A 23,936-nucleotide genomic window follows, 5' to 3' on the forward strand; every position below is an offset into this window, starting at 1 on the left:
ATCTAAGAGGTAGGTTTTGTCCCAGCCTCGTTAATAAAGCTGAGGACATTCGTTCGAATTATCCTCTTCTACTAAGTTGATCGAAAATACTTTGAATATCGCTAATGTTTGCATCAGGTCCAATTGTAATGTCCAAATCACTCATCTTTATATCCATACCCAAAACTTGAATGGATACACCACCTGGTGCATTCACGCTAAATATATTTTCTCTGTTTGACGGTTCTTGGTTTAAACCGTCTTGGTTTGAGCGTTCCACCTGGCTCTGATTGTCATTGTTTTTAAATGAACCATTTTTCCCCATATTCTCACCTCTTTATTGTTCCTAATTCCTACTATATGGAATAAGTCTATAAATTGTATGGACATGAGTTTATTTATGGGAAATTGTGTATTTTACCTAGTAAACGAAAACCCTAATTTAATAGTCTCGTAACACAGGTTTCAATGATGGATGCAAGGCCTGCGATTGCGAAAATAAAAATAAGCGGTTCAGAAAGGGGTAAATAAAATTCATATAGAAGATAAAGGAATGCTGTTGACCAAATTCCTGTACACCAATAACAGCTTAATAGTTCACCAATCCATCTTCTTACTCCAGTCCCTTTAAGCTTTATATATTCATCTATTGTCCCATCTGGTAGTTCCTCTTCAATTACCTCATGAAAAGGACTACGAATAAATTCTGTAATTTTATCAAACACCAATAGCCTTGTAAGGCGAAAACTAGCTAAGCCTAGTAAAATGAATTCAAAAACAGACAAAATCACTCCTCCTTTTTAGGAAAACACCATTGGTAAAACCGTTAATTTCCTGGGGGGTAAAAGGTGATTAGCGCTCGTCGGACCCCTATAAATAAAATATGGTCATCACGGGTTTTACATGATGACCAATTTTGTATGACGGACTATGATTTTCCGATTCCTTCATAATGGAATCCAAGGTTTTCAAGTTCTTGTTTAATTAGAACATTTCTTCCATCGAAGACGAATGGCTGTTTTACAGCTTTTTTCACCTTCTTCCAATCTAACTGCGTATACTCCTCCCAATCTGTAATCAATAATACGGCATCCACTCCGTCTACTGTCTCAAATACATCCTTACATTGCTCCACACTAGGGTTTGAGAGTGTCACAATCGGATCATGTACCTTAACAGCACATCCTTTACTTACAAGCTCATCAAGTATGACTAAACTAGGTGATTCCCTTGTATCATCTGTCCCTGGCTTAAAGGCTATGCCTAGTACAGCAATGCTTTTATTCTTCAATCCACCTATTTTCTCATCAACTTTCTCCAAAAAATAAAATGGCTGTGTTTTGTTAATGGACTCTACCTCTTCCAAAATCGATAAATTCATCCCTTGTTCTTTAGCAATGGTGATCAATGCGCTTACATCTTTAGGAAAGCATGAACCCCCATATCCAATTCCAGCTTTCAGGAAATGTGGTCCTATCCTATGGTCGAGCCCAATTCCTCTCGATATTTCATCAATATCCACTCCCATGATGTCACATAGCCTTGCAAGCTGATTAATAAAGGAAATTTTTAAAGCAAGAAAGGAATTCGAAGCATATTTGATAAGTTCTGCAGCATTTGGGGTTGTTTCGATAATGGGGGCTGTTTCACCTGCATATAATTGTTTCATCATCTCAAGCGCCTTATAACCGGAACTGCCAATTACCACTCGATCAGGATGAAGGGCATCATAAAGTGCTGAACCTTCTCTTAAAAATTCAGGATTCGACACAACATCAAAAGGAATATCCCCGTTTTCTGCTTCAATCACAGCTTTAACCTTACTAGCTGTTCCTACTGGAACTGTACTTTTATTAATCACTACTTTGTACTTGTTCATATGGGTTCCAATCATCTTTGCCACAGAATAGACTGCACTAAGATTTGCACTACCATCTTCGTTTTTTGGAGTACCCACACATATAAAAATATAATCATTTTCTTGGATTGCTTTTTTTGCATCCGTTGTGAACAAAATATTCTTTTGTGAAAGATGTTTCATTAATAATTCCGGTAAGCCTTGCTCATAAAAATGAAGCCTACCATCAGATAATGCCTTTACTTTTTTTTCATCAATATCTAGCCCGGTTACCTTGTGTCCCTTTTCACATAACACGAGGCCTGTGGTAGTTCCTACATATCCTGTTCCAATGACTAAAACATTCACTTTACTCCTCCTCAATTCCTTGTTGTAATGTGTATATTTTTTGAACAAGCCTTATATATTCAGCTTCCTTTGCAATATCAAAACGCTCACTTGCAACCTCAATTCCATAGGCTGGCTCTGACTGAAGCATGAGCTTGATTGCATCCGTTAACTGAACCTCTGAACCAACACCAGGCTGTGTTTGTTCTAAGCATGAAAAGATGTCCGGCTTCAAAATATATCTTCCTGTTACAGCAAGGTTTGAGGGTGGATTGTTTTTCGGTTTTTCAACAATATCAGAAATTTTATAGAGTCGGTCTTTTTCCTTTTTCTCCACCTGAATAACTCCATAACTTTTCAATTGCGCTTCATCAACCTGTTGTAAGGCGATCACATTTTTCCCGTATTCATTATAAGAGTCTATTAACTCCTCTAATGGGTTTTGATTGTTAGAAAGGTAGATTTCATCTGGAAGCAAAATGGCAAATGGCTCATTACCAATAAAATCCTTTGCTAATGAGACGGCATGACCTAACCCTTTTGGGTAGAACTGTCTCGTATAATAAATTTTCACTTTCGGGAGTTGCAAAGTATTGAGGAGATGTTTTTTATTTTGTTGTTCTAAAAATGCTTCAAGTTCTAGGGATCGATCATAATAATCCACAATTAAATTTTTAGTACGTGAGACAATCATGAGGATTTGCTCAATACCTGCTTTTACAGCTTCCTCGACAATGTAATCAATTGCCGGGCGCCCTCCGATAGGGAGCATTTCTTTAGGTAGTACCTTCGTCATTGGTAATCCTCGTGTACCAAACCCTGCTGCAGGAATAATAGCCTTTTTAATCATTTAGTTGTCTCCCCCCTTCTCTTATTATTCAATTTATTCACGAGCTGTCTTAGAGGAAGTTGTCCACATTAGAAAGGGCGAGTAAATGAGAAAAATGCATTAGTCTGAACTTGGCCGTTTTTCTTTCGTTAATTCGTATAAAAATCAATCTTGTCCACTTTTGTTTCTTCTTTCACTGCCTAACTATAGCTATATAAAATAATCTCTTTTTAGGAGTTTTGTCCAATCTACTATTGAATTTCATGCATAGAGTAATTGAAAAGACTACTACAAAGGAAGGAGTCGATAGATTTGCCTACTGCAATCCATTTAAACCTACGTGTAGACCCTACCCAATACATTCCACAAATACGGAATATTCCTGGATATGATTATATTCATCTAGTACGTCAACCTAAATACATGGTAGATATGTCCCTACTAAATGATAAGGTCCACTATTTAAATGAAATAGTCTCACCTAAAAATTTTGTAAAGAAACAAAAAGCATCGCTAATCCATGCCCACCATGGACAATTGGGGATTTTATTACTTCCCTTTAAAGAACAAACTGGCCTCCCTATGGTCACCAGTATAAGAGGGCGAGATGGTACCTTAGCGGATCAACACTTCACCTATTTAGATCATATGAAAATGTTGTTTGAACAAACGGAGCTTTTTTTCCCTGTATGCAACTATCTAGCACAACAAATTATAGATTGGGGATGCCCCCCCGAAAAAGTCCGAGTATTATATGGAGGCGTAGACCTAAATCAATTTCAATATAGGCCACCTGAGATTAGAGAAACTCAAAATATACTTTCCATCGGAAGATTAGTAGAAAAGAAGGGACATCATGTCTTAATTCAAGCTTTTGCAAGAATCCGCGGAAAATTCCCGCGTGCAACATTGACACTTATCGGTCGAGGGCCAATGGAGGATTCTCTCAAAAATTTAGCAACCCAACTGAATCTGGGAGATTCATTTCGATTGCTTCAACATTTACCTAAATCTCAAGTATTTGAGCATATGAAACAGGCTGACCTCTTCTGTGCAGCAAGTCTCACAGCATCAAATGGAGACGTTGAAGGAATTCCAAATACCGTAAAAGAAGCAATGGCAACTGGTTTACCTGTCATCTCAACAACTCATGCAGGGATCCCAGAACTAGTTACTCATAATGAGGAAGGCTTTTTAGTGGCTGAGAACAGTATTGATGAACTTGCTCTTGCACTTGAACACATGCTAATGAACCAGTCATTATGGCTTCCATTCGCTACCGCAGCAAGACAAAAGGTAGAACAAAACTTCGAGTTATCTGCTCAATTAAAGCAGCAGGCTCAATTTTATGATGAACTGTTAGGAGGGAAGAAATGAAAGACTTCACTTCAATTACCGTAACGAAGGGTGAAAAATTACTAGAAATTAATAATCCGACTGCCTATCCCCTTATTGGAAAAGGATCACAAGGTGCCGTATTTAAACTTTCCGATGAGAAATGTGTGAAAATTTATGCGGATCCACTTCAGGCGAAGATGGAACAAGAAGCTCTCAGGGCTTCGAAAAAAAATCCCTTTATGCCAAATGTATATGATACTGGAAAAAATTATATTGTCATGGAATATTTAAATGGCCCAACTTTAAAAGAGTACCTACTTGGAAGTATGTACATGCCAGAAGACATCACTCGAAAACTACTACACTTGTTGAAAGAATTTAAAAAGGCAAAGTTTACGATGGTAGACGCACCACTTCGACATATTTTCATTGTAAACAATGAATTGAAGGTAGTAGACCATGTTAATGCTTTTAAACGAATCCACCCCGTTCCGATCAAGCTAATACGGGATTTAAAACTTCTACTCTTAAAGGATTCCTTTCTCATGCAGGTCCAAAAGCTAGAACCAGATACTTATGAGGAATGGGACCGCTTTTTCAATAAAAAGATAAGTATTAAGAAAATGCTCGTTATGCCAGACAAAGGTAGCAGTGTAAAGGTGGATAGCTCCCTCTCGCAATTACTCATTGGGAAAGGACATCAGGGTGCAGTGTATCGATTATCGGAGGACAGTTGTGTCAAGGTATACAGGAAACTTCCACATGCTAAACAAGAACAAGAGGTTTTATTATCTTGTCAGCATCTATCCTTCATTCCAAAAGTGCATGAGGCAAAGAAAAATTACGTCGTGATGGAATATTTATCTGGTCCTGATTTAAACACCTATCTGAAAAAACAATCTAAACTTCCAGAAGAGGTCACAAGGCAACTTCTCGATATCCTAAAAACGATGAAGAAAGAAGGATTTAAACAAATCGATACTCCATTGCGCCATATCATTATCACGAAAAATGGCTTCAAAATGGTGGACCATGTGTATTCGTTCACTCGTGAACAAAGTAGGCCACTCGAATTATTTAAAGACTTACGTGAAAGAGGATTTTTTGAATCATTTTTAAATCAGGTTAAAAGTCTTGATCCGAAAACGTATGATGAATGGACCAAAACACCTATTTCGTTAACCGAGGAAGGTTGAACATAGCATGAGTATTTTAGTAACTGGTGCAGCAGGCTTCGTTGGTTTCCATGTTTCAAAACGCCTACTATCTAAAGGTTATCATGTATTAGGGATAGATAATCTCAATAAGTATTATGATGTCCGTCTAAAAAGAGACAGATTATCTTTATTAAAAGATAATAATAATTTCACATTTTATCAAATCGATTTAGCTGAATCAGAAAAATTGCATGATGTATTCAATAAAGAAAAAATCAATATCGTCATTAATCTTGCTGCTCAAGCAGGGGTTCGCTATAGCCTATACAATCCCTATTCCTATATCCATTCAAACCTAGTTGGCTTCTTAAATATCTTAGAGGCTTGTCGCCATTATCCGGTGGATCATTTGTTATTTGCCTCATCAAGCTCTGTATATGGTGCAAATTCGAATATTCCTTTTTCAACAAAGGATAATGTCGACCATCCTGTAAGCTTATATGCCGCAACGAAAAAATCCAATGAACTAATGGCGCATACGTATAGTCACCTGTTTCAAATTCCAACCACTGGACTTCGTTTCTTTACCGTGTATGGTCCATGGGGCCGACCTGATATGGCATACTATTCATTTACAAGAAGTATTTTGGAAGGCAAACCGATTAAGGTATTTAATAATGGGGATATGCGTAGAGACTTTACGTATATTGATGATATCGTGGAAGGGATTATTGGTTTGCTTGATCACCCACCCGTCAATAATACAAAATGGGATCCCTTGATCCCTGATCCAAGCTCGAGCCATGCTCCATACAAAATCTACAATATCGGCAACAACAGCCCGGTCACCTTAATTAACTTCATCCGAACATTAGAAGAAACAATTGGAAAACAAGCCATTCTTCAGCTCTATCCCATGCAACTTGGTGATGTAAAAGAAACCTACGCAGACATCACTGATCTATATGAGGCCATCGGGTTTCAGCCAAAAACCTCAATCGAAGAAGGACTCACAGAGTTTGTAAAATGGTTTAAGGAGTATTATAGGTGGAAATAGTTAAATATAGTATGCGGACCGCCTCCCTTGGGAGACGGTCTTTTTATGAGGAGATATTAGGGAGTTAATGCTGGAGATATCCCCGTCATCAAGGCTATGAAGAGGATAACTCAATGTTTGGGAAGATCATTTCCCCGTCATCAAGTTTATGAAGAGGATAAAATGACGTTTGTGCCCCGGTTTTCCCCTTCATCAAAGCCATGAAGAGGATAAACTGATATTTGGGCCGTGGTTTTCCCCTTCATCAAAGCTATGAAGAGGAATACTGCAAGTTTGTACCGCGGTTTTCCCCTTCATCAAAGCTCTGATGAGGAAAACTGCAAGTTTGTGCCAAGGTTTTCCCTTTCATCCAACGCAAAATCGATTCTAGGTTAAAATCCCTTCAAACCAAGTTAGATTATCGCCTACTGTAGCCTCAAGAGTTTTAAACCTCAACCTACTTAGTCGTCGCTTCGATTGCACGCTGTGTTTCTTCTAGCCTACGAAGCAGTGCTTTTGCGCGTACATACGCCAGGTCTTCCGTTACGCCTGAATTTTCTACTTCTCGCAATTGTTCCTTCGCGTGCATTACCAAGTTTTGAGCATGCTGGAATCGCTCCCTATCACCATTTCCTTGTGACTCAATTACGGCATGCTCGGCTTCATCAACAGACTGTACAAGTTGATTCAATAGATTATCCAATTTCGTCATCTCCTTTAAAAAAAGTGATACAAGCTCTCCCTCTTGAATACAATTCCTAAGACAAGTCTTTTTAAGAGGTGTAAATAAAATGGGCGTTCTTTTCAGTTATGTTCTATTAGGTCTCAGCCTTGCAGCACCCATTGGTCCCGTTAATGCTGCACAATTAGACAGAGGTATAAAATACGGCTTCCTCCACGCCTGGCTCGTTGGAGTTGGTGCAGTACTCGCTGATGGAGTATATATGCTAATTGTTTACTTAGGTCTTGTATCCTTCATCAATACCCCATTTATCCAAACGTTTCTTTGGCTTTTTGGTTGTTTTGTATTGCTTTATACAGGTATTGAAAGCATGTTAAGTGCCGGACAAATAAAGATGGAGAATTCCAGAAACCAGGAACCTGCTTTAAAAGCCTTTTTCTCTGGGTTTATCATGTCGATTACAAACCCGCTCACTATTTTATTCTGGTTAGGGATTTATGGCTCTGTATTGGCCAAAACAGCTTCCACTTCAGCCAACAGCGAACTGATCCTCTATAGTGCAGCCATTTTTTGCGGACTACTGCTATGGGATATAACAATGGCAACAGTATCGAGTGGTTTTCGGAGGATCTTAACCTCACGTCTATTAGCACTCATTTCCATTGTATCCGGGCTATCTCTCATGGGCTTTGGTATCTATTTTGGTTTTCAGGGTATAAAACTTTTACTAAGTCACTAAGTTTTTTGAAGTTTTTCAAATAAAGTGTCCATGCCCTTGGACTCTTTCTTTTTACTACCTTTGTTTTTAATAAAAGCAACTATAAAGATAATCACGATAAACCCGAGACTAATAAAAAAGCCTGGACGAATTTCTTTACTAAACAATGTTCCACTAACCGCAAGTAAAATAAATAGCACGCCAAGATAATATTTCATTTTCCCAACAAATCCAGGCTTCAATAGTCGATTTGCAGACAGAAGGATAAATAACCAATTGTATAAGAGCATGAGCCCTGCTCCAGTCGTTACATATTCGTAAATACTATCAGGCATTAAAAGCGAAAAAATAATTGAAGTAAGTAGGCCTGATGCTGTTAAAATAAAGGCAGGTAATGGCACCTTTAATTTACCTTTTTTTGAGAAGATCTTTGGGGCATCTCCATCTTCTGACAAGTTCACTAAAATACTCGTTACCCCATATAGAGCAGCAACCATTGTGGAGAATCCTCCAATAATCAAGGCCCCATTAAAAATATCAGCAATCAATGGGATATTGTAGTTATCTAGTGCGACTACAAATGTACTTTCTTCACCTGTAAAGACCTTCCACGACACGAGCATCACAGCAAGTCCAACGGAAGCCAAATAAATGCTGGTTAGAAGAAGAAGCATCATCTTTCCAGCCTTTGGTGCTTCACTCTTGTCCTTTAGCTGGGTTGCCATTAACCCCATTACTTCAATCCCACCGAATGCATAAAACGCAAAAATCAAGGCGGACCAGAGCCCCATTATTCCTTTCGGAAAATATTCAGGAGGCAGTTGAGGATCCCTCGTTCCATCGATAGCACCTGTTACTGCCAATACCGCAATTACAATGAACATAAGAATTGCCGAGATTTTGATGAGAGCAAAGACATTCTCTAATTTGTTAATCCCACTTGTACCGATCAACAATACAGCTAAACCTAACACACCATAGATTGCAGCAAAGACCCATAAAGGGGTACCAGGGAACCAAAACTTAGTGAAAATAGACAATGCAGTAAGCTGACTTCCCATGATTAGCATTTCGGCACTCCAGTAAATCCAACCTATACTAAAGCCAGCCCATCTTCCGAATGCTTGTTTTGCATAAGTACGAAACGCCCCTTTTTCAGCCTTTTTTGCAGTAAGTTTAGCCAATCCATCATAGACAAAATAAGTTCCAATTGCAGCAATAATAAATAGAATCAACACAGAGGGTCCAGCTGTTCGAATCGCAATGCTGGACCCTAGAAAAAATCCTGTGCCTATTGTACAGCCAACCCCAAAAAGGGAAAGCTGCCACCATTTAATTTTTTTCTCACTTTTTCCTTTAGCCATATTCCCCTACCTCTTTACCTTTTGGAATAAAGAATCTGTTCGAACCCGCTTGGGCGGTTTAATAAAAAATAAAACAAGAACGGTTGCTACAGCCGAAATGCCAGCTACCGAGAAAAACAAGATATCATGTGAAAGCTTCATTAAAATGGCAAAAACAGGGGGACCGACCGCAACTCCAATAAATCGAGCACTACTGTAAATAGAGGTAATGGTACCTCTTTCGTCTTTTTCAGTGCCATTCGTAATGAGTGCATCCAAGCTTGGAAGAGCGACTCCGATACCAATCCCGCAAATGACAAGGGCAGCTATGAAAATGTACAGATTCTCCGTGTAACAAATTCCAAAAACGGCTACAGTAGCAGCAAAAATCCCCGAAAAAATAATCCATTTGATTGTATTTTTATCATCACCAAGCTTCTTTCCAGTGATAAATGAAGATAGACATAGTGCACCGAGTGGAATTGCAAGGATGAGACCTTTTATAATTCCATCAATTCCGTACTTGTCCTCCAAAATCGACGATAAGAAGAAGAGCATCCCAAAAAGAATATAAAAACAAATTGCGCCTACGATAAAAATGGAAATCAGCCATCGTCCCTCTTCCTTAAGTGTGCGCTTAATTTTCTTTAGAAAAAAAGAGAAGCTTGAGGTATCCACTTCATTATTCTTTGGAGTTTGTACAAGAAACTGAATCAAAAGAATTGAAATCAAGCAAAAAATGGGAAAAGCAAAAAAAGGCATATACCAAATAAAAGCTGCAAGGATCGCACCTAAAATTGGACTTAGTACCTTTCCAAACGTGTTTGATGTTTCAATCAATCCTAGTCCTGTATTCACATCTTTCTCACTTTTGCACATATCACCTACTAGTGGTAAAACAATGGGGGAAGCACCAGCGGCTCCAACGCCTTGTAAAAACCGGCCGATTAAAATAATCATATATGGACTTTCAAATAACCACGAAGCTAGTCCAGAAATTAATCCCCCTATCCCTGCAATTATTAAACTTGGAATAATGACTTTTTTCCTTCCGATTCGATCAGAAAGAAAACCTGCGATTGGGATTAAGATGATAGCTACAATTGAATAGATCGTTATGATTAAACTTGATTGAAAGGATGTAATACCAATTTCTTTTTCCATAATCGGTAAAATGGGAATAAGCATAGAATTACCTAAGGTCATGACTAATGGGATGGATGCTAGTGAGAGCACTCCCCATTTCTCCGCTTTTTGCATTTCTCCTATCTCCTTCGGAATTCTAATATTTATATTAAGATTAACCTATCCATAAACACCTCTTACTATGCATAATGGCTAATTGAACGCTAGGTAAAAAAACCCACTAACAAGTGGGTTTATAATCAAATTTCATATTAGGTTTTGTCCCATCTCAGCCGGTTAACAAATATAAATTTACATTAAATCAGTGCTTTAATTCCTTGATAACTAAAATAAACGCCAAATAGAATCAAGGATGCCCCTGAAATAACGGAGATTGCAATTAGGGTTTTTACATTTAACAACTTTCTAAAACCAGTGGTAAGGGCCGCAACCAGGATGTCCCAAAAAGTAAGCCCAAGGAAGATCATACTGCTATAAATCAACAGTAACTCTGTTCCATTTGTTTGAGCTGTTTTCGCTAACACGGACCCATAAATCCCCAACCAAAACAGAATGGAGAGCGGGCTTGAAATCGATAAGATAAAACCGGTCAGAAAACACTTTAATAATGAGTCCTTTGTTCGTTGGTATGTTAGGGAAATCGTATTTGCATTTTTAATGCTCTCAAATCCAGAATAAATAAGAATAAATCCTCCAAATAACCAAAGGAATATCTGTACAATCGGAATATCTAAAAATTGAACCATTCCCAAATAAACCATTAACATAAAAACTCCATCTGCCATCATCGAACCTAAACCCACAATCCAAGCATGCCAGAACCCATTCTTGATTCCTTTGTCTAAACGTGCAGAATTTACAGGCCCGATTGGAGCTGCTAATGTAAAGCCTAAAATTATGTAACTTATTAAAATACCAACACTCAAATACATCACCTCTATATGCTTTAGGTCGACTTGTAAATTTTATGACAAGCAGTAGGAATACATGTCCAAAAATTTATTTAAATAGACCTAAAACAATGAGGCTTCCAGTTTATATAAATAAGCAGAGCTATTCATATGAATCACTCTGCTCGTCATTTTTATTCTTGCCTAATAAAATTAACAATCTCCTTGTTTATGGAGATGTAACGGTGGCGGAATTAGCCAGCCTTTTTCTTTATTTAATCGAAGTACTTTCGCACCTAATACAGCTTTCTGATTATGGAATTGGCCAAACATCATCGCAACATCTTCTCTAATTGATTTACCAATTACCTGACTACATAGTACTAAACTTGCAGCAATATCCGCTGAAAGTGTAGCAGCAATTGCAGGGTCCGGTACTCTTGCACCTACAGGAATGTCTTCTAAACAAGCTTCAGGTGGCTCTGGTGAGGCTGGTGGTAATCCAATACCATTTTCTTTCAATAATTCCTCCACCTGTTTCGTTTCCTGCTTGCCAAGATTGATAGCTTCAGCCAATATTTTTTTCAGATCATCATCCCCAGCATGGTTAATCAAGGTTTGATAACCTGAAATCATCGCATTTCCAGTTAGTACTGAAGACCAAAGATCAAAAACCTCGCCGTAATGTAAAGGCTCTTCTTTTGGATTTCCACTTAAGATTCCCATTGTTGCCCTCCTTAAAATAGTTGAGATTTTATCCATGTAATGTGCACTCCTTTGTTAAGCACATAGTTAGCTTATCCATCACCTTACAATTTATTTATGACCTTTTTTAAATTTACATTTACACTACTCTTGGGTTAATTACTAAAAAATGATATGATTAGTATCAGATACTAAAACTAGGTATAATAAATAAAGAAATAACATTCTTAATGCTGTTATGGAGGTAACTATGGAAGATTTAATTCAATTAGAAGGTAAAAATATTGTTGTAATGGGTGTAGCCAATGAAAGAAGTATTGCTTGGGGCGTTGCAGAATCCCTATATAAAGCTGGAGCAAAAGTAATATATACATACCGTCTAGATCGTTCTCGTGAAAAGCTTGAAAAATTATTAGAGAAATACAATTATCCCGCAGAAATGATTGTTAGATGCGATGTGAACAGTGACGAAAGCATCACGCAAGCGTTTAATGAAATTGGTGAAAAAGTAGGAACCATTCATGGATTAGTTCACTCTGTTGCATTTGCAAACGCAGATGACTTAAAAGGTGATTTTATCGAGACATCCCGTGATGGATATGCATTTGCACAAGATACAAGTGCATATTCTTTAGTAGCTGCAGCAAAAGCAGCACGACCATATTTAGCAGAAGATGCTTCAATCATAACGATGTCCTACTTAGGTGCTGTACGTGCTTTGCCAGGATATAATGTAATGGGAGTTGCAAAAGCTGCACTTGAAGCGTGTGTAAGATACCTTACATTTGACCTTGGAAAAGATGGGATCAGAGTCAACGCAATTTCAGCTGGTCCAATTAGAACATTAGCTGCCAAAGGAGTACCAGGCTTCAATGATATTATGAAAATGATTGAAGAAAAAGCTCCACTAAAGAGAAACGTTACAAAAGAAGATGTTGGAAACATGTCCATCGCTATGTTAAGTAACCTTTCACGTGGGGTAACGGGTGAAGTCATTTATGTAGATTCAGGATATAATATTGTAGGTTAATAAGAAGTGCGTAAGGCGCTCGCACATTGGCTTATGAATCGAGCCGATAGCGCCTAGGGCCAGACAATAAAAACGAGGGCGAGCCAAAATTTTGGTTCGCCCTCTTTCCTTTAGAATTCTAAATCCACTCTTAACTCATCAACATACTCCCTCGAGCCTGTTACGATTAGACGATCCCCAAGCTGAAGTTCTGTATCACCATGTGGAACGATTGAGTCTTTGCCTCTAAAAATTCGAACAAAGATTACATCCCCAGTAAACGGGAAATTCCGTAGCATTGTGCCATCATAAAGACTATTGTTCATTTCAATCTGATATAATGACTGCTCCTGATTCGTCAAGATTGTCATGATACTAGGCGCCTCAATTAACGCACGGAGTAATGTATTGGTAGACATTAGTAATGAGAAGACATCGATATTAAGGTCTTTTAGCTCATCACCAAGCTCGCCTGATTCAATTCTTGCAATTACACGGTCTACTCCATTTTCCTTCGCGAATTTTGCAATTTCGGCATTCATTGCATCAGATCCCGACGTTATCACTAAAATATCCACATCAAACACATCGGAATTTTTGAGTGTGTCTATCGAATAATCGGATAGTTCAACGATATCAAACACTGAATCAGAGTGTCTTTTATCTATTTTATCCTGCACAGTATGATAAAGAGTCGTATCATATAGTTTCGAATTTAATTCCCGCGTTACTGGTAAAGTCATCTGGTTTGCACCAATAAATGCAATACGGATAACTGGTTCTTCGACCACTTGCTTTGGAAAAAGCTTTTTAAACCCAATAGGTGAAACAATACTTGCAATTACCGCAACCAAGATTAAAGCACCCGACATTCTATCATCAATGATTCCCATCTTCTCACCAACCGTTGCAGCAGCAATAACAAGAGATAACGTTGATGTTAATAACGCACCTGCTCCAATCGTCGTTCTCCAATCATACCATCGCTTAATATAGAGAATCGGAAGCATTTTTGAAATGACTAATGCTATAAATAACAAGGGAATGAGCAATAGAATCTTCGGATCTTGGAAGAGTGCCCATAAATCAAGTTCGACCCCAATCATTACGAAAAAGATTGGAATTAAAAATCCATAACCAAATGAATCAAGCTTTTGCACCATTTCATGGTTAGGAGATAACAATGATACTAATACACCCGCTAAAAATGCTCCCAAAATATTTTCAGCACCAATTGTCTCAGAAAGAGCAACTAAAATCATAATTAGCGCAAAAATGGCTCTTGTTCCAATTTGGATTGTTCCCTTTGACATCGTTTCTAGGAAGGAACGATTTTGGAATCTTTTTCCAACAAAGTAGAGGAGTACACCTGCACCGAACAAGATTAATAGTAGCCACATATTGCTTTCTCCGCCACCATAAATCGAAGCAAAAACAGCAAGTAAAATCATTGTGACGAGGTCAGCCACAACCGCGATTAATAAAATGATCTGACCTATATTCGTTTTCATGATTTGGGCATCCTTCAGAGTTGGTACAACAACACCTAAAGAGATAGTGGAAATGATCAATGTCATTAAAAATGCATTATCCGTAAACCCAGTCCACACAAATATATATGATAATAGTAGTGATAGAATAAAAATTCCAGCAAAAACAATTACGGAAACCAAGAAAGTATGTGGAGCCTTTTTGCCATTAGGAAGCTTTTGTCGCTTCTTCCCTCCTGCAAAAGCAGTAAAATCTATTTCAACTCCACTTAAAAACATTAAAAAGATAAATCCTAGTGTTGATAATGTTTCAAGCCACATATCAGGTTCGACCACATCGAAACCACTTTTTCCAATAATAATCCCCATGATAATTTCAGCTACAACGACAGGAATTGCCCGCAGCTTAAACCTATGTAATAACAGTGGTGTCAAAAAGGCCACCACCATCACGATAACTAACGATGTTAATGAAGCACCATGTTCCATATTTTACCCCCTTATAAATAAGATGATTTTATTATTAAACTAAATAACCCATAAAGAATGTTGCTAACCCAAAATAAATTAAAATACTTATAATATCATTGATTGTGGTGATAAAAGGCCCTGACGCAACCGCCGGGTCAACCTTCAACCGATGCATAAGTAATGGTACAAGTGCACCTGCAAGAGTCGCGACTATCAATGTAATTAAAATCGAAAATCCAACTAATAGTCCAAGAAAGAAATCACCTTTCCAAAAATAAACAACAAACATTATTACCGTTCCACAAACAGCACCCGTTATTACTCCTGTACCGGCTTCTCTCATGATTAATAGCCATTTATTTTCTTCCTCATCTTCACCAATCGCTATTCTCCGGACAGCAACAGCCAAGGCTTGTGTTCCGGTATTACCTGCCATTCCGGCAATTAACGGAATGAAGACAGCTAATATTGCAACCTGATCAAGTGTTGCTTCAAATCGCCCAATTAGGCTTGCAGTTAGCATTCCTAGAAAAGATAAGATAATGAGCCATGGCAATCTCTTTTTAGCTGATGTGAAAATGTTTTTATCTGCTGAATCAACATCTGATATCCCCGCAAGTTTTGAGTAATCATCAGATGCTTCTTCATCCATAACATCGATAATATCATCTACTGTAATTATCCCCAATAAATGGTTTTGAAAGTCAATTACCGGAACAGCTAAGAAATTATAGTCTTTCATCCTCCGTGCAACTTCTTCCTGATCTTCACTAACAGACACGGAGACAACTCGGTCATTCATAATTTCACTAATCATTGTGTCATCATCAGTTACAAGTAGATCCCGAATAGAAATAACTCCTACAAGGTGTTTTTCCTCATCTATCACATAAATATAGTAAATCGTTTCAGCACGAGGAGCTTCCTTTTTCAAAATATACATCGCTGATTTAACCGTTTGATTGGCATGTATCGCGATAAATTCGGTAGTCATGATACTACCGGCAGTGTATTCCTCATAATGAAGGAGTTGTTTAATTTCCCCTGCAGCTTCATCATCCATAATTGTTAAGTAGCTTGCGACCTGCTCTTTATCTAATTCATTTAAAACGTCAACAGCATCGTCCGCATACATTTGAGAAAGCATATCTGCAACAAAGGTTGGATCCATCTCAGATAGAAGCTCTTCATATTCATTCTCATCTATTTCAAGGTTTTCAAAAACCTCCGCCATTTCCGATGGAGACAAAAAAAGATATACGTGCATTCTAGCATCTTTTGGTAATTTCGCGTAGAATTTTGCTCTTTCATATGGGTGTATATCTAAAAATACGGTCCGGAACTGGTCAATATTCTCATTTTCAAGAGCTGTAAGCAATTGTTCATTTTCTAATTGCTGCTGCTCTTTTTCATTTACCTCTTGTTGTAACATGTAGTTCCCCCCCTTACAACTGGAAAAACAAAAAATTTACATACATTTTCAGAAATGTAACATACGACCATTTACTTTTTGAGGTTATATGTATATCATTTTTTATTTAGTGACGTGCTATGTAAAGATTTGCAATCAATCAAAAATAAGCTAAGATAAAATTGGCTATTTATGATAAAGTGGATATTGAATTATACCCTGTTTTCTATAATATAAAACTCGTGCCAGATTAGAAAGGATTTTTTTATCCATGAATAAAGAAAATACTCCACAAAAAATTGATTATACATTGTTGTTTATTTTATTTCTAATGGCTATCGTTAGTGCCATTGCAATCCAAAGTGCACAGCCCTTTTTACCGGAAAAACTTAAAAATATCAATTTCGCTGCACAACAACTACAATGGTATGTAATAGGAATTGTCGCGATTATTGGAACAATGGTGATCGATTTTGATCGATTTAAAATGATTTCCTGGTATTTATATGGATTCGGGATGTTTTTATTATTAGGTCTATTTTTAGAAAAATATATTAGTGTCCCATTTGCTACTACAATCAAAGGAGCAACAAGCTGGTATTCCTTTCCTGGACTAGGGAATTTCCAGCCTTCAGAATTAATGAAGATCATCTTAATTATAGTGTTAAGTAAAATCATTGTTGACCACCGGGAGAACTACCCGATAAATACAGTTAGAGATGATTTACTTCTTATCGGTAAGATTTTATTAGCAGCTGCACCACCTATCGCATTCTTAGTGAAACAGCCGGATATGGGAATGACCATGGTCTTTATGTCAATCATCGCAACGATGATCCTTGTCGCCGGCATTAAATGGAGAATTATTTTCGCAGCCGTTTTTACAGCTGTTTTTACAGTTTCTGTTGGCGTTTTTCTATACTTCAAATTTCCTGACTTTTTCTTTAAATATATTATACAAGATTATCAGATGAGTCGATTTTATGGTTGGCTTGCTCCTTTTGAAACTGCTGGAAATGAGGGGCACCAATTAGTTCGCTCCTTGCTCGCGATCGGTTCTGGGCAATTGAACGGCAAAGGATTCCAGGAATCTGAGGTTACAATCCCAGAAGGTCACACCGATTTTATTTTCGCTGTAGTGGCAGAGCAATTCGGATTTGTTGGAACAAGTATTATTATTTCTTTATTCTTCTTATTAATCTATCGAATGATTCATATTGCATTAGAAAGTCATGACCCATTCGGCAGTTATCTATGTGCAGGTGTAATTGGAATGATCACCTTCCAAGTATTCCAAAACATTGGAATGACAGTTGGAATTCTCCCAATCACAGGTCTTCCATTGCCTTTCATTAGTTACGGGGGTAGTTCCCTTGCAACCTATATGATTGCAATCGGGATTGTATTAAATGTTCGTTCTAGAACAAAGAAGTTCATGTTTGATTAACTTTAACATAATGAAATAAAATCACGCCATTTTTCTTATAATAGTGAGAGTGGCGTGATTTTTTTATTTTCATAACTTGTGAATCTAATTTATTTGGCACAAAAGTGCTAAAGACGCATTTAGGAAGGTGCTTTAGGATGAAAATTGATGTTATTGGTGACATACATGGATGCTTTCGGGAGTTTGAAGAATTAACAACAAAGCTAGGTTATTCCTGGGAAAGCGGGATTCCACTACATAATGACCGTAAATTAGCCTTTGTCGGTGACTTAACAGATCGTGGTCCAGAGTCATTAAAGGTGATTGAAACAGTGTATCAGCTTGTCGTCCAAGCGAAGAAGGCATACTACGTGCCGGGCAACCACTGCAATAAACTGTATCGCTTTTTTATTGGGAATAAGGTTCAAACCACACATGGCTTGGAAACAACGGTTGCAGAATACGAGGCATTGTCCAAAAAGGAACAAGAGTCAATCCGTAATCAGTTTATTGAATTGTACGATGCCGCCCCCTTGTACAAGAGGTTAGATGAGGGAAAGCTAGTCATAGCTCACGCTGGAATTCGTGAGGATTACATCGGCCGCAATGATAAAAAAGTAAAAACCTTTGTGTTATATGGCGATATTACGGGAAAGAAAAACCCTGATGGAACCCCAGAAAGACGCGATTGGGCTAAGCATTATAAGGGGTCATCTTGGATAGTCTATGGTCATACACCAGTGAGAGAACCGAGAAGGGTGAATCATACATTAAACATCGATACCGGTTGCGTGTTTGGGGGTAGTTTAACTGCATTAAGATATCCTGAAATGGAGACTGTATCTGTGCCTTCTACAATGCCTCTTGTTGAGGAAAAGTTCCGGGAGTTTGGATAGCATCCTTCACCACACAAAAAAGCGACCTCTCACAAGGTCGCTTTTTCCAATAATTTTTTCATATCTTCGGGTAGTTCTGCTCGAAAGACTAACTCTTTTTTATCCATTGGATGCCAAAATGAAAGTTCTCGGCAATGGAGTGCTTGCCTACTTATTTCCACTTTCTCCCCCCCATACAGATCATCTCCTACAATCGGATGACCAATATGAGATAGATGGACGCGGATCTGATGGGTACGTCCCGTCTCTAGCTGCAACCACACATGCGTCCACTCACCAAGCTCTTGAATAACTCGAAAATGAGTAACCGCCCTTTGTCCATCCTCCCGCACTTGGCGCTCAATAATACTATCGTCCTTCCTGCCGATTGGGGCATCAATCGTTCCAGAACCCACTTCCAATATCCCGTGTACGATCGCTTCATATGCCCTTTTCAATCTTCCAGCTTTCTGTTGCTCAGACAATAGATGATGAATATGGCGATGTTTAGCAACTAATAATAAACCTGAAGTATCTCGATCAAGGCGATTAACCAAATGAACGGTCGCATTAAGACCTGTAGAATTATAATAGAACAATAATGCATTGGCTAAACTGTCTTCCCGGCTTTCCCGCGATGGGATTGATTGCTGATGGGGAGGTTTGTTCACCACCAATACATAAGGGTCCTCATACACAATCTGTAATGGTAGATTTTTAGGAAGTAATTCCATGCTCGGCTCCTCAGGCGGGAATACGACCTTCAAGACCTCACCCTCCATTAAAAGATGGCGAACTGTAACTGAAGCATCATTAATAAAGATACCGCCGCCAGCAAACTTAATATCTGTAAGTGCTGTTTTCGAAATCTGCTGCTCTTTTAAAAACTCTCTAATTAATTTTCCCGTATCCCGTGATGAGATTTTCCATTCTAATGTAAATTGCGCCACAATCCTTTTTTCCTTTCATCAATCCGAAATAAACGAATCACGCACTCTTTTCCAGAATGGGAAAGGTCGGAAGCGTGCGAAACGTACTTTTTCCGGAGCTACACGGCATTGAATGGATTTAACATCCTTGTGTAAAAGGGTTAAATGGTCAATCGTGATGTGAAAATCCACGTCATTCACAGGTTTCATCACAATCGTATGGTGATTTGGTAAAATCAATGGTGAACCCACTGTCCGGAACACCCGATTATTAATCGAAGCCATTTCTGCTACCTGAATTGCCTCGATAGCCGGATGTAATATAGCACCACCGAGTGCTTTATTATACGCAGTGCTTCCAGAAGGTGTGGAAATACACAACCCATCCCCACGGAATGTTTCAAAAAGCTGACCCTTGATTTCCAAGTCCATTACGAGTGAGCCTTCCACACTTTTCACCGTACACTCATTCAATGCAAGATATCTAGACTCTCTTCCCCCATTAATATAGCGAATATATACTTCAAGTAATGGATATTCAACCACTTGATAAGGAGTTTTTGCAATAGCAATCACGAGTTTTTCAATCTCTTCCGGAACCCAGTCGGCATAGAATCCAAGATGCCCTGTGTGTATACCTACAAATGCTGTTTTATCTAAACGACTGCGGTAACGGTGAAAGGCATATAATAGTGTTCCATCTCCTCCGACAGTAACAACAATATCTGGTTGGTCCTCATCGTAAGTGAGCCCGAAGTCCATTAAATACGTTTTAATTTTATGCATTAATGTATTCGAGTTCGAGTCACCTCTCGAAGTTACAGCAAATTTCATATTTTACACCCTATCTATTATGATTTTTCAACATCATTACCTTCAGCTTTTCTTGAAAAAATAACTTGAGCTTCTTGAATTTCGCCACGGATTTTAGACATTTCCTCATCAAGCTGAAAAGCAGCCTCGGCAGCACGTTGTAAACGATTCTCAATTTCTTGCGGGAATCTGCCCTTATATTTGTAATTTAAGGAGTGTTCGATGGTTGCCCAAAAGTTCATAGCAAGTGTGCGTACTTGTATTTCTACAAGGATCTTCTTTTCTCCATTAATCGTTTGTACCGGATATTTGATCACAAGATGGTAGGATCGATAACCACTATCTTTCTTTTTGGAGATATAGTCTCGCTCTTCAATGATTTCGAAATCATTCCGCATCTTTAATATTTCAACGACCCTTTTTATATCGTCTACAAATTGGCACATCATTCTTAGGCCTGCAATGTCTTGCATTTCTTCTTCGATATGATTGAGTGATATATTTTTCTTAGCAGCTTTATCTAAAATACTAGGGATTGGCTTTACTCTTCCTGTTACAAACTCTATTGGGGAATGGGTACCTTGCATTTCGAATTGAGTTCTCATTCCTTTTAGCTTAACCTTTAGCTCATCAACAGCTTGCTTATATGGAGCCAAAAAAAGATCCCAGTCTTTACTCATAATAGCCCCCCCTGTTTGTCTAAGCTATAACAATCAAAATGTTTTTTCAACAAGCTCGACCATTTCATTTCCATAGTTGGTGTTACCTTCAATGTTTTGTAACAGGTATTCCAATTCAGGGATGATGTCGATAAGTTCGAGTTCGTTCTCTTCAAGGTGTAAAATAACTTTTTGTTTTTCAGAAATAACATTTTTAAGTGATGGCCATAAAGAGGACGGCAAGCTCACATATATAAATTCTTTTTCATTTTCCAGTTTGTAGATAAATGCTAATGAGTCAGAATCCACAAGCATTTGTCCACTAGCCTGCAAACCGGCTGTGTCAAAATTTGGTTTTACTGCAATTAGCTCTAATTGGTGGTTAGAGGTGTTCATTTCACTAATTTCAATACGTTTTTGCATCAGTAAGCTCCTTTTTCTCTTTTCAAAATCCACACTTATTTTATCATATGTACAACCATTCTTTAAAGAATTGCTAACCAAATCCTAAAAAAGATACAACATAATGATATAATAAAAAAAACGAAAACAAAGGACAGATTGAAATTATGTCACAAGAGCTTGAAATTGAGTTTAAAAATATTCTAGAAGAAGATGAATACCGTCGATTGCTGTCTGCGTTCTCAATTAGTGAGGACAAAAAAGTAATCCAAGAAAACTTTTATTTTGACACACCTAAGTTTTCTTTAAAGGATGTGGGGGCTGCCCTCCGTATTCGTGAAAAGAATGGAATATATACTCTTACATTAAAACAGCCCGTTAAACGCGGTTTACTTGAGACGCATCAGGTACTAAGTAAGGAAGAAGCCGAGCAAATGCTTAATGGTGGAAATATCATTGAAGGTGAAGTTATATCAATTTTAAAAGGATTATCAATCGAAACCTCGGATGTTCGTTTTTTTGGCTCTCTAAAAACAAAACGAGCAGAAGTCGAATATAAAAATGGTTTACTTGTGCTGGATAAGAGTTACTATTTAAACCAAATTGATTTCGAGGTAGAATATGAAGTAACGGATGAAGTTAGCGGAAAAGTAGTGTTTAAAGAGTTACTACAACAATACAAGATCCCTATTCGGAAAACAGACAATAAAATTCTTAGGTTTTATAATCGAAAAAAACAAATTCTACTAGGAGAGGAACTCACTTGAAAATAGATTTTAAAGTATTGATGGAGCTCCAGGCTTTGCGTAACGTATCGACATCTGATACACCGACAACAAGTAGTGATGGTTCGTTATTTAAGGACATGCTGTTACAGCTCATGTCTAATACTTCTAGTTCAACAATTGAAACTATACGTTCGAAGGTTAATCCTTCATCTTTAACTATCAATAATCATTATCTGCCACTTACAATTTCGGGCGCTGAGCCTATGTCAGTTCCGAACACTTTTGATGAAATGATTCAGAATGCTGCACAAAAATACAATGTGGATGCCCGGTTAATCAGTTCTGTAATCAAGCAAGAGTCTAATTTTAATCCAAATGCGAAAAGCCATGCAGGAGCTACTGGTCTCATGCAATTAATGCCCGCAACAGCGAGAGGTTTAGGGGTAACAAACCTAACTGATCCTGCGCAAAATATTGAAGGGGGCACAAAGTACCTCCGAAGTATGCTAGACCGTTACAATGGAGATGTTTCACTTGCCCTTGCTGCCTATAATGCAGGACCAGGCAATGTCGATAAGTATGGTGGAATTCCACCTTTTAAAGAAACACAAAACTATGTTAGAAAAGTAACAGAAACCTATATCGGATAAACATTGTTCTCCTGGACTAAATAGGAGAACTTTTCTTTTATAAGCGATTTTAACACTAATTCCATAAATTTCATTCGACCAAAAGTGCGCTTTGTTTGAGTTAAATCTCATCCATTGATAAAATGTTAGTACACTCAACATATGATAGAAACTCCTTACGAGTAGAAAGGGGTAAGGTCTTGAAACATTCTGAAAATGTGGGCTTCAATCAAACATCTAGCAATCGTCCATTAGAGATCTATATGTTTATTGATCCATTGTGTCCTGATTGTTGGGCACTAGAGCCCATTTTAAAAAAGCTAACAATTGAATATGGAAAGTATTTTACAATTCGCCATATTTTAAGCGGCCGCCTTGCTTCCTTAAATATACAAAAGAAAAATAAACCTGCAGACCTGGCTCAGGTATGGGAGCGCACTGCCAGTAGGTCAGGAATGTCTTGTGATGGTAGTTTATGGCTTGAAAATCCAATTTCAGCTCCACATTCTGTATCGATTGCGATTAAAGCGGCTGAGCTGCAAGGTAAAAGAGCTGGAATCCGTTTTTTACGAAAACTCCAGGAAAATCTCTTCCTTGAAAAACGTGATATTTCAGATATAGATGTATTAATGTCTTGTGCAGCTGAAGTCGGACTTGATGTAAATGAATTTATGAATGACCTTCATTCATCAAGTGCAGCCAAAGCATTTCAATGTGATTTGAAGATCACATCTGAAATGGAAGTTGATGAAATCCCTACTCTCGTTTTCTTTAATGAAAACATTGAGGAAGAAGGATTAAAAATTACTGGCTGTTATCCATATGAAATGTACGTCCATATCATTTACGATATGCTTGGTGAAAAAATCGAACCAACTCCGGCACCTCCATTGGAAGAATTCTTAAAGTACTTTAAATTTGTAGCTTCAAAAGAAATTTCAGTTTTATATGACTTGCCTATACCAGAGGTTGAACGGGAAATGAAAAAGCTTATACTAAAGCAAAAAGTAGAGCAAGTTCCTGTTAAATACGGAACGTTCTGGAGATATATTGACTAATCGAGTAGGGGGAGGTGACTAACCTCCG

The 23,936-nt window shown here is 38.0% G+C and carries 25 protein-coding genes; 10 read left to right on the top strand and 15 right to left on the bottom strand.

Annotation, left to right across the window (positions count from 1 at the left end; translation table 11 throughout):
- Positions 1 to 58: 58 nt before the first annotated feature.
- From CKK03_RS20125 to CKK03_RS20140, 4 genes are all read right to left on the bottom strand, one after another.
- Entirely contained in the window at positions 59 to 304 is a 246-nt protein-coding gene (locus CKK03_RS20125) for a hypothetical protein (RefSeq protein ID WP_099364307.1), read from the bottom strand.
- Positions 305 to 416: 112 nt separating this feature from the next.
- Positions 417 to 770, bottom strand: a complete 354-nt coding sequence (locus CKK03_RS20130) for a DUF1360 domain-containing protein (protein ID WP_099364308.1) — start codon at positions 768 to 770, stop codon at positions 417 to 419.
- A gap of 137 nt (positions 771 to 907) precedes the next feature.
- The gene (locus tag CKK03_RS20135; protein ID WP_099364309.1) at positions 908 to 2,185 is read right to left on the bottom strand and encodes a UDP-glucose dehydrogenase family protein; all 1,278 of its coding nucleotides are present in this window, start codon (positions 2,183 to 2,185) and stop codon (positions 908 to 910) included.
- A 1-nt stretch (position 2,186) separates the two neighbouring features.
- The gene (locus CKK03_RS20140; RefSeq protein WP_099364310.1) at positions 2,187 to 3,014 is read right to left on the bottom strand and encodes a UTP--glucose-1-phosphate uridylyltransferase; all 828 of its coding nucleotides are present in this window, start codon (positions 3,012 to 3,014) and stop codon (positions 2,187 to 2,189) included.
- Between the two features lie 291 nt (positions 3,015 to 3,305).
- On the opposite strand from CKK03_RS20140, the gene CKK03_RS20145 reads away from it, so the two are divergent.
- Genes CKK03_RS20145 through CKK03_RS20155 form a run of 3 tightly spaced genes read left to right on the top strand, consistent with a single transcriptional unit; the run spans position 3,306 to position 6,545 of the window.
- Positions 3,306 to 4,370, top strand: coding sequence for a glycosyltransferase (locus CKK03_RS20145; protein ID WP_099364311.1), 1,065 nt, complete (start codon positions 3,306 to 3,308; stop codon positions 4,368 to 4,370).
- Positions 4,367 to 5,527: a hypothetical protein gene (locus tag CKK03_RS20150; RefSeq protein WP_099364312.1), complete on the top strand. Its 1,161-nt coding sequence runs from the start codon at positions 4,367 to 4,369 to the stop codon at positions 5,525 to 5,527. Before CKK03_RS20145 ends, CKK03_RS20150 begins: the two co-directional genes overlap by 4 nt.
- A 7-nt stretch (positions 5,528 to 5,534) precedes the next feature.
- The gene (locus CKK03_RS20155; RefSeq protein WP_099364313.1) at positions 5,535 to 6,545 is read left to right on the top strand and encodes an NAD-dependent epimerase; all 1,011 of its coding nucleotides are present in this window, start codon (positions 5,535 to 5,537) and stop codon (positions 6,543 to 6,545) included.
- Between the two features lie 436 nt (positions 6,546 to 6,981).
- On the opposite strand, the gene CKK03_RS20160 is transcribed toward CKK03_RS20155, so the two are convergent.
- Complete coding sequence (locus CKK03_RS20160) at positions 6,982 to 7,227, bottom strand: hypothetical protein (protein ID WP_099364314.1); 246 nt, start codon at positions 7,225 to 7,227, stop codon at positions 6,982 to 6,984.
- Between the two features lie 88 nt (positions 7,228 to 7,315).
- On the opposite strand from CKK03_RS20160, the gene CKK03_RS20165 reads away from it, so the two are divergent.
- Positions 7,316 to 7,945 carry a LysE family translocator gene (locus tag CKK03_RS20165; RefSeq protein WP_099364315.1) on the top strand — a complete coding sequence of 210 codons (630 nt, stop codon included), beginning with the start codon at positions 7,316 to 7,318 and terminating at the stop codon, positions 7,943 to 7,945.
- Here CKK03_RS20165 and CKK03_RS20170 read toward each other — a convergent pair.
- From CKK03_RS20170 to CKK03_RS20185, 4 genes are all read right to left on the bottom strand, one after another.
- Positions 7,942 to 9,288 carry an amino acid permease gene (locus CKK03_RS20170; protein WP_099364316.1) on the bottom strand — a complete coding sequence of 449 codons (1,347 nt, stop codon included), beginning with the start codon at positions 9,286 to 9,288 and terminating at the stop codon, positions 7,942 to 7,944. The two genes, CKK03_RS20165 and CKK03_RS20170, sit on opposite strands and share 4 nt — an antisense overlap.
- A gap of 6 nt (positions 9,289 to 9,294) precedes the next feature.
- Positions 9,295 to 10,527 carry a bacillibactin exporter BcbE gene (bcbE, locus tag CKK03_RS20175; RefSeq protein WP_099364317.1) on the bottom strand — a complete coding sequence of 411 codons (1,233 nt, stop codon included), beginning with the start codon at positions 10,525 to 10,527 and terminating at the stop codon, positions 9,295 to 9,297.
- Between the two features lie 182 nt (positions 10,528 to 10,709).
- The gene (locus tag CKK03_RS20180) at positions 10,710 to 11,339 is read right to left on the bottom strand and encodes a LysE family transporter (protein ID WP_099364318.1); all 630 of its coding nucleotides are present in this window, start codon (positions 11,337 to 11,339) and stop codon (positions 10,710 to 10,712) included.
- 177 nt (positions 11,340 to 11,516) lie between these two features.
- The gene (locus tag CKK03_RS20185; RefSeq protein ID WP_099364319.1) at positions 11,517 to 12,029 is read right to left on the bottom strand and encodes a DUF3231 family protein; all 513 of its coding nucleotides are present in this window, start codon (positions 12,027 to 12,029) and stop codon (positions 11,517 to 11,519) included.
- 229 nt (positions 12,030 to 12,258) lie between these two features.
- On the opposite strand from CKK03_RS20185, the gene fabI reads away from it, so the two are divergent.
- Positions 12,259 to 13,038, top strand: coding sequence for an enoyl-ACP reductase FabI (gene fabI / locus CKK03_RS20190; RefSeq protein ID WP_099364320.1), 780 nt, complete (start codon positions 12,259 to 12,261; stop codon positions 13,036 to 13,038).
- Positions 13,039 to 13,148: 110 nt separating this feature from the next.
- On the opposite strand, the gene CKK03_RS20195 is transcribed toward fabI, so the two are convergent.
- Both CKK03_RS20195 and mgtE read right to left on the bottom strand, forming a co-directional pair.
- Complete coding sequence (locus tag CKK03_RS20195) at positions 13,149 to 14,996, bottom strand: monovalent cation:proton antiporter family protein (RefSeq protein ID WP_099364321.1); 1,848 nt, start codon at positions 14,994 to 14,996, stop codon at positions 13,149 to 13,151.
- Between the two features lie 34 nt (positions 14,997 to 15,030).
- Positions 15,031 to 16,410 carry a magnesium transporter gene (gene mgtE, locus CKK03_RS20200; protein ID WP_099364322.1) on the bottom strand — a complete coding sequence of 460 codons (1,380 nt, stop codon included), beginning with the start codon at positions 16,408 to 16,410 and terminating at the stop codon, positions 15,031 to 15,033.
- Between the two features lie 250 nt (positions 16,411 to 16,660).
- On the opposite strand from mgtE, the gene CKK03_RS20205 reads away from it, so the two are divergent.
- A complete protein-coding gene (locus CKK03_RS20205; RefSeq protein WP_099364323.1) occupies positions 16,661 to 17,836 on the top strand; it encodes an FtsW/RodA/SpoVE family cell cycle protein in 1,176 nt (391 codons plus the stop codon).
- 137 nt (positions 17,837 to 17,973) lie between these two features.
- Positions 17,974 to 18,711, top strand: coding sequence for a bis(5'-nucleosyl)-tetraphosphatase PrpE (gene prpE, locus CKK03_RS20210; RefSeq protein ID WP_099364324.1), 738 nt, complete (start codon positions 17,974 to 17,976; stop codon positions 18,709 to 18,711).
- 29 nt (positions 18,712 to 18,740) lie between these two features.
- On the opposite strand, the gene CKK03_RS20215 is transcribed toward prpE, so the two are convergent.
- The 4 genes from CKK03_RS20215 to CKK03_RS20230 are packed head-to-tail and all read right to left on the bottom strand — an operon-like array spanning position 18,741 to position 21,514.
- Positions 18,741 to 19,640, bottom strand: coding sequence for an RluA family pseudouridine synthase (locus CKK03_RS20215; protein WP_180271330.1), 900 nt, complete (start codon positions 19,638 to 19,640; stop codon positions 18,741 to 18,743).
- An 18-nt stretch (positions 19,641 to 19,658) separates the two neighbouring features.
- The gene (locus tag CKK03_RS20220; protein WP_099354188.1) at positions 19,659 to 20,453 is read right to left on the bottom strand and encodes an NAD kinase; all 795 of its coding nucleotides are present in this window, start codon (positions 20,451 to 20,453) and stop codon (positions 19,659 to 19,661) included.
- A gap of 17 nt (positions 20,454 to 20,470) precedes the next feature.
- On the bottom strand, positions 20,471 to 21,112 hold the full coding sequence (gene yjbM / locus CKK03_RS20225) for a GTP diphosphokinase (protein ID WP_099364326.1): 642 nt from the start codon (positions 21,110 to 21,112) through the stop codon (positions 20,471 to 20,473).
- A gap of 33 nt (positions 21,113 to 21,145) precedes the next feature.
- Positions 21,146 to 21,514 (bottom strand): UPF0738 family protein, encoded by a 369-nt coding sequence (locus tag CKK03_RS20230; RefSeq protein ID WP_099364327.1) that lies wholly within the window; start codon positions 21,512 to 21,514, stop codon positions 21,146 to 21,148.
- A gap of 146 nt (positions 21,515 to 21,660) precedes the next feature.
- On the opposite strand from CKK03_RS20230, the gene CKK03_RS20235 reads away from it, so the two are divergent.
- The 3 genes from CKK03_RS20235 to CKK03_RS20245 all read left to right on the top strand — a co-directional run bounded on the left by CKK03_RS20235 (position 21,661) and on the right by CKK03_RS20245 (position 23,908).
- Positions 21,661 to 22,260, top strand: coding sequence for a CYTH domain-containing protein (locus tag CKK03_RS20235; protein WP_099364328.1), 600 nt, complete (start codon positions 21,661 to 21,663; stop codon positions 22,258 to 22,260).
- On the top strand, positions 22,257 to 22,871 hold the full coding sequence (locus CKK03_RS20240; RefSeq protein WP_099364329.1) for a lytic transglycosylase domain-containing protein: 615 nt from the start codon (positions 22,257 to 22,259) through the stop codon (positions 22,869 to 22,871). Before CKK03_RS20235 ends, CKK03_RS20240 begins: the two co-directional genes overlap by 4 nt.
- 179 nt (positions 22,872 to 23,050) lie before the next feature.
- Positions 23,051 to 23,908: a ClpXP adapter SpxH family protein gene (locus CKK03_RS20245; RefSeq protein WP_099364330.1), complete on the top strand. Its 858-nt coding sequence runs from the start codon at positions 23,051 to 23,053 to the stop codon at positions 23,906 to 23,908.
- Positions 23,909 to 23,936 lie beyond the last annotated feature (28 nt).

Origin of the sequence: Fredinandcohnia onubensis (assembly GCF_002734215.1) — a bacterium.
Classification (GTDB): Bacteria; Bacillota; Bacilli; order Bacillales; family Bacillaceae_L; genus Ferdinandcohnia; species Ferdinandcohnia onubensis.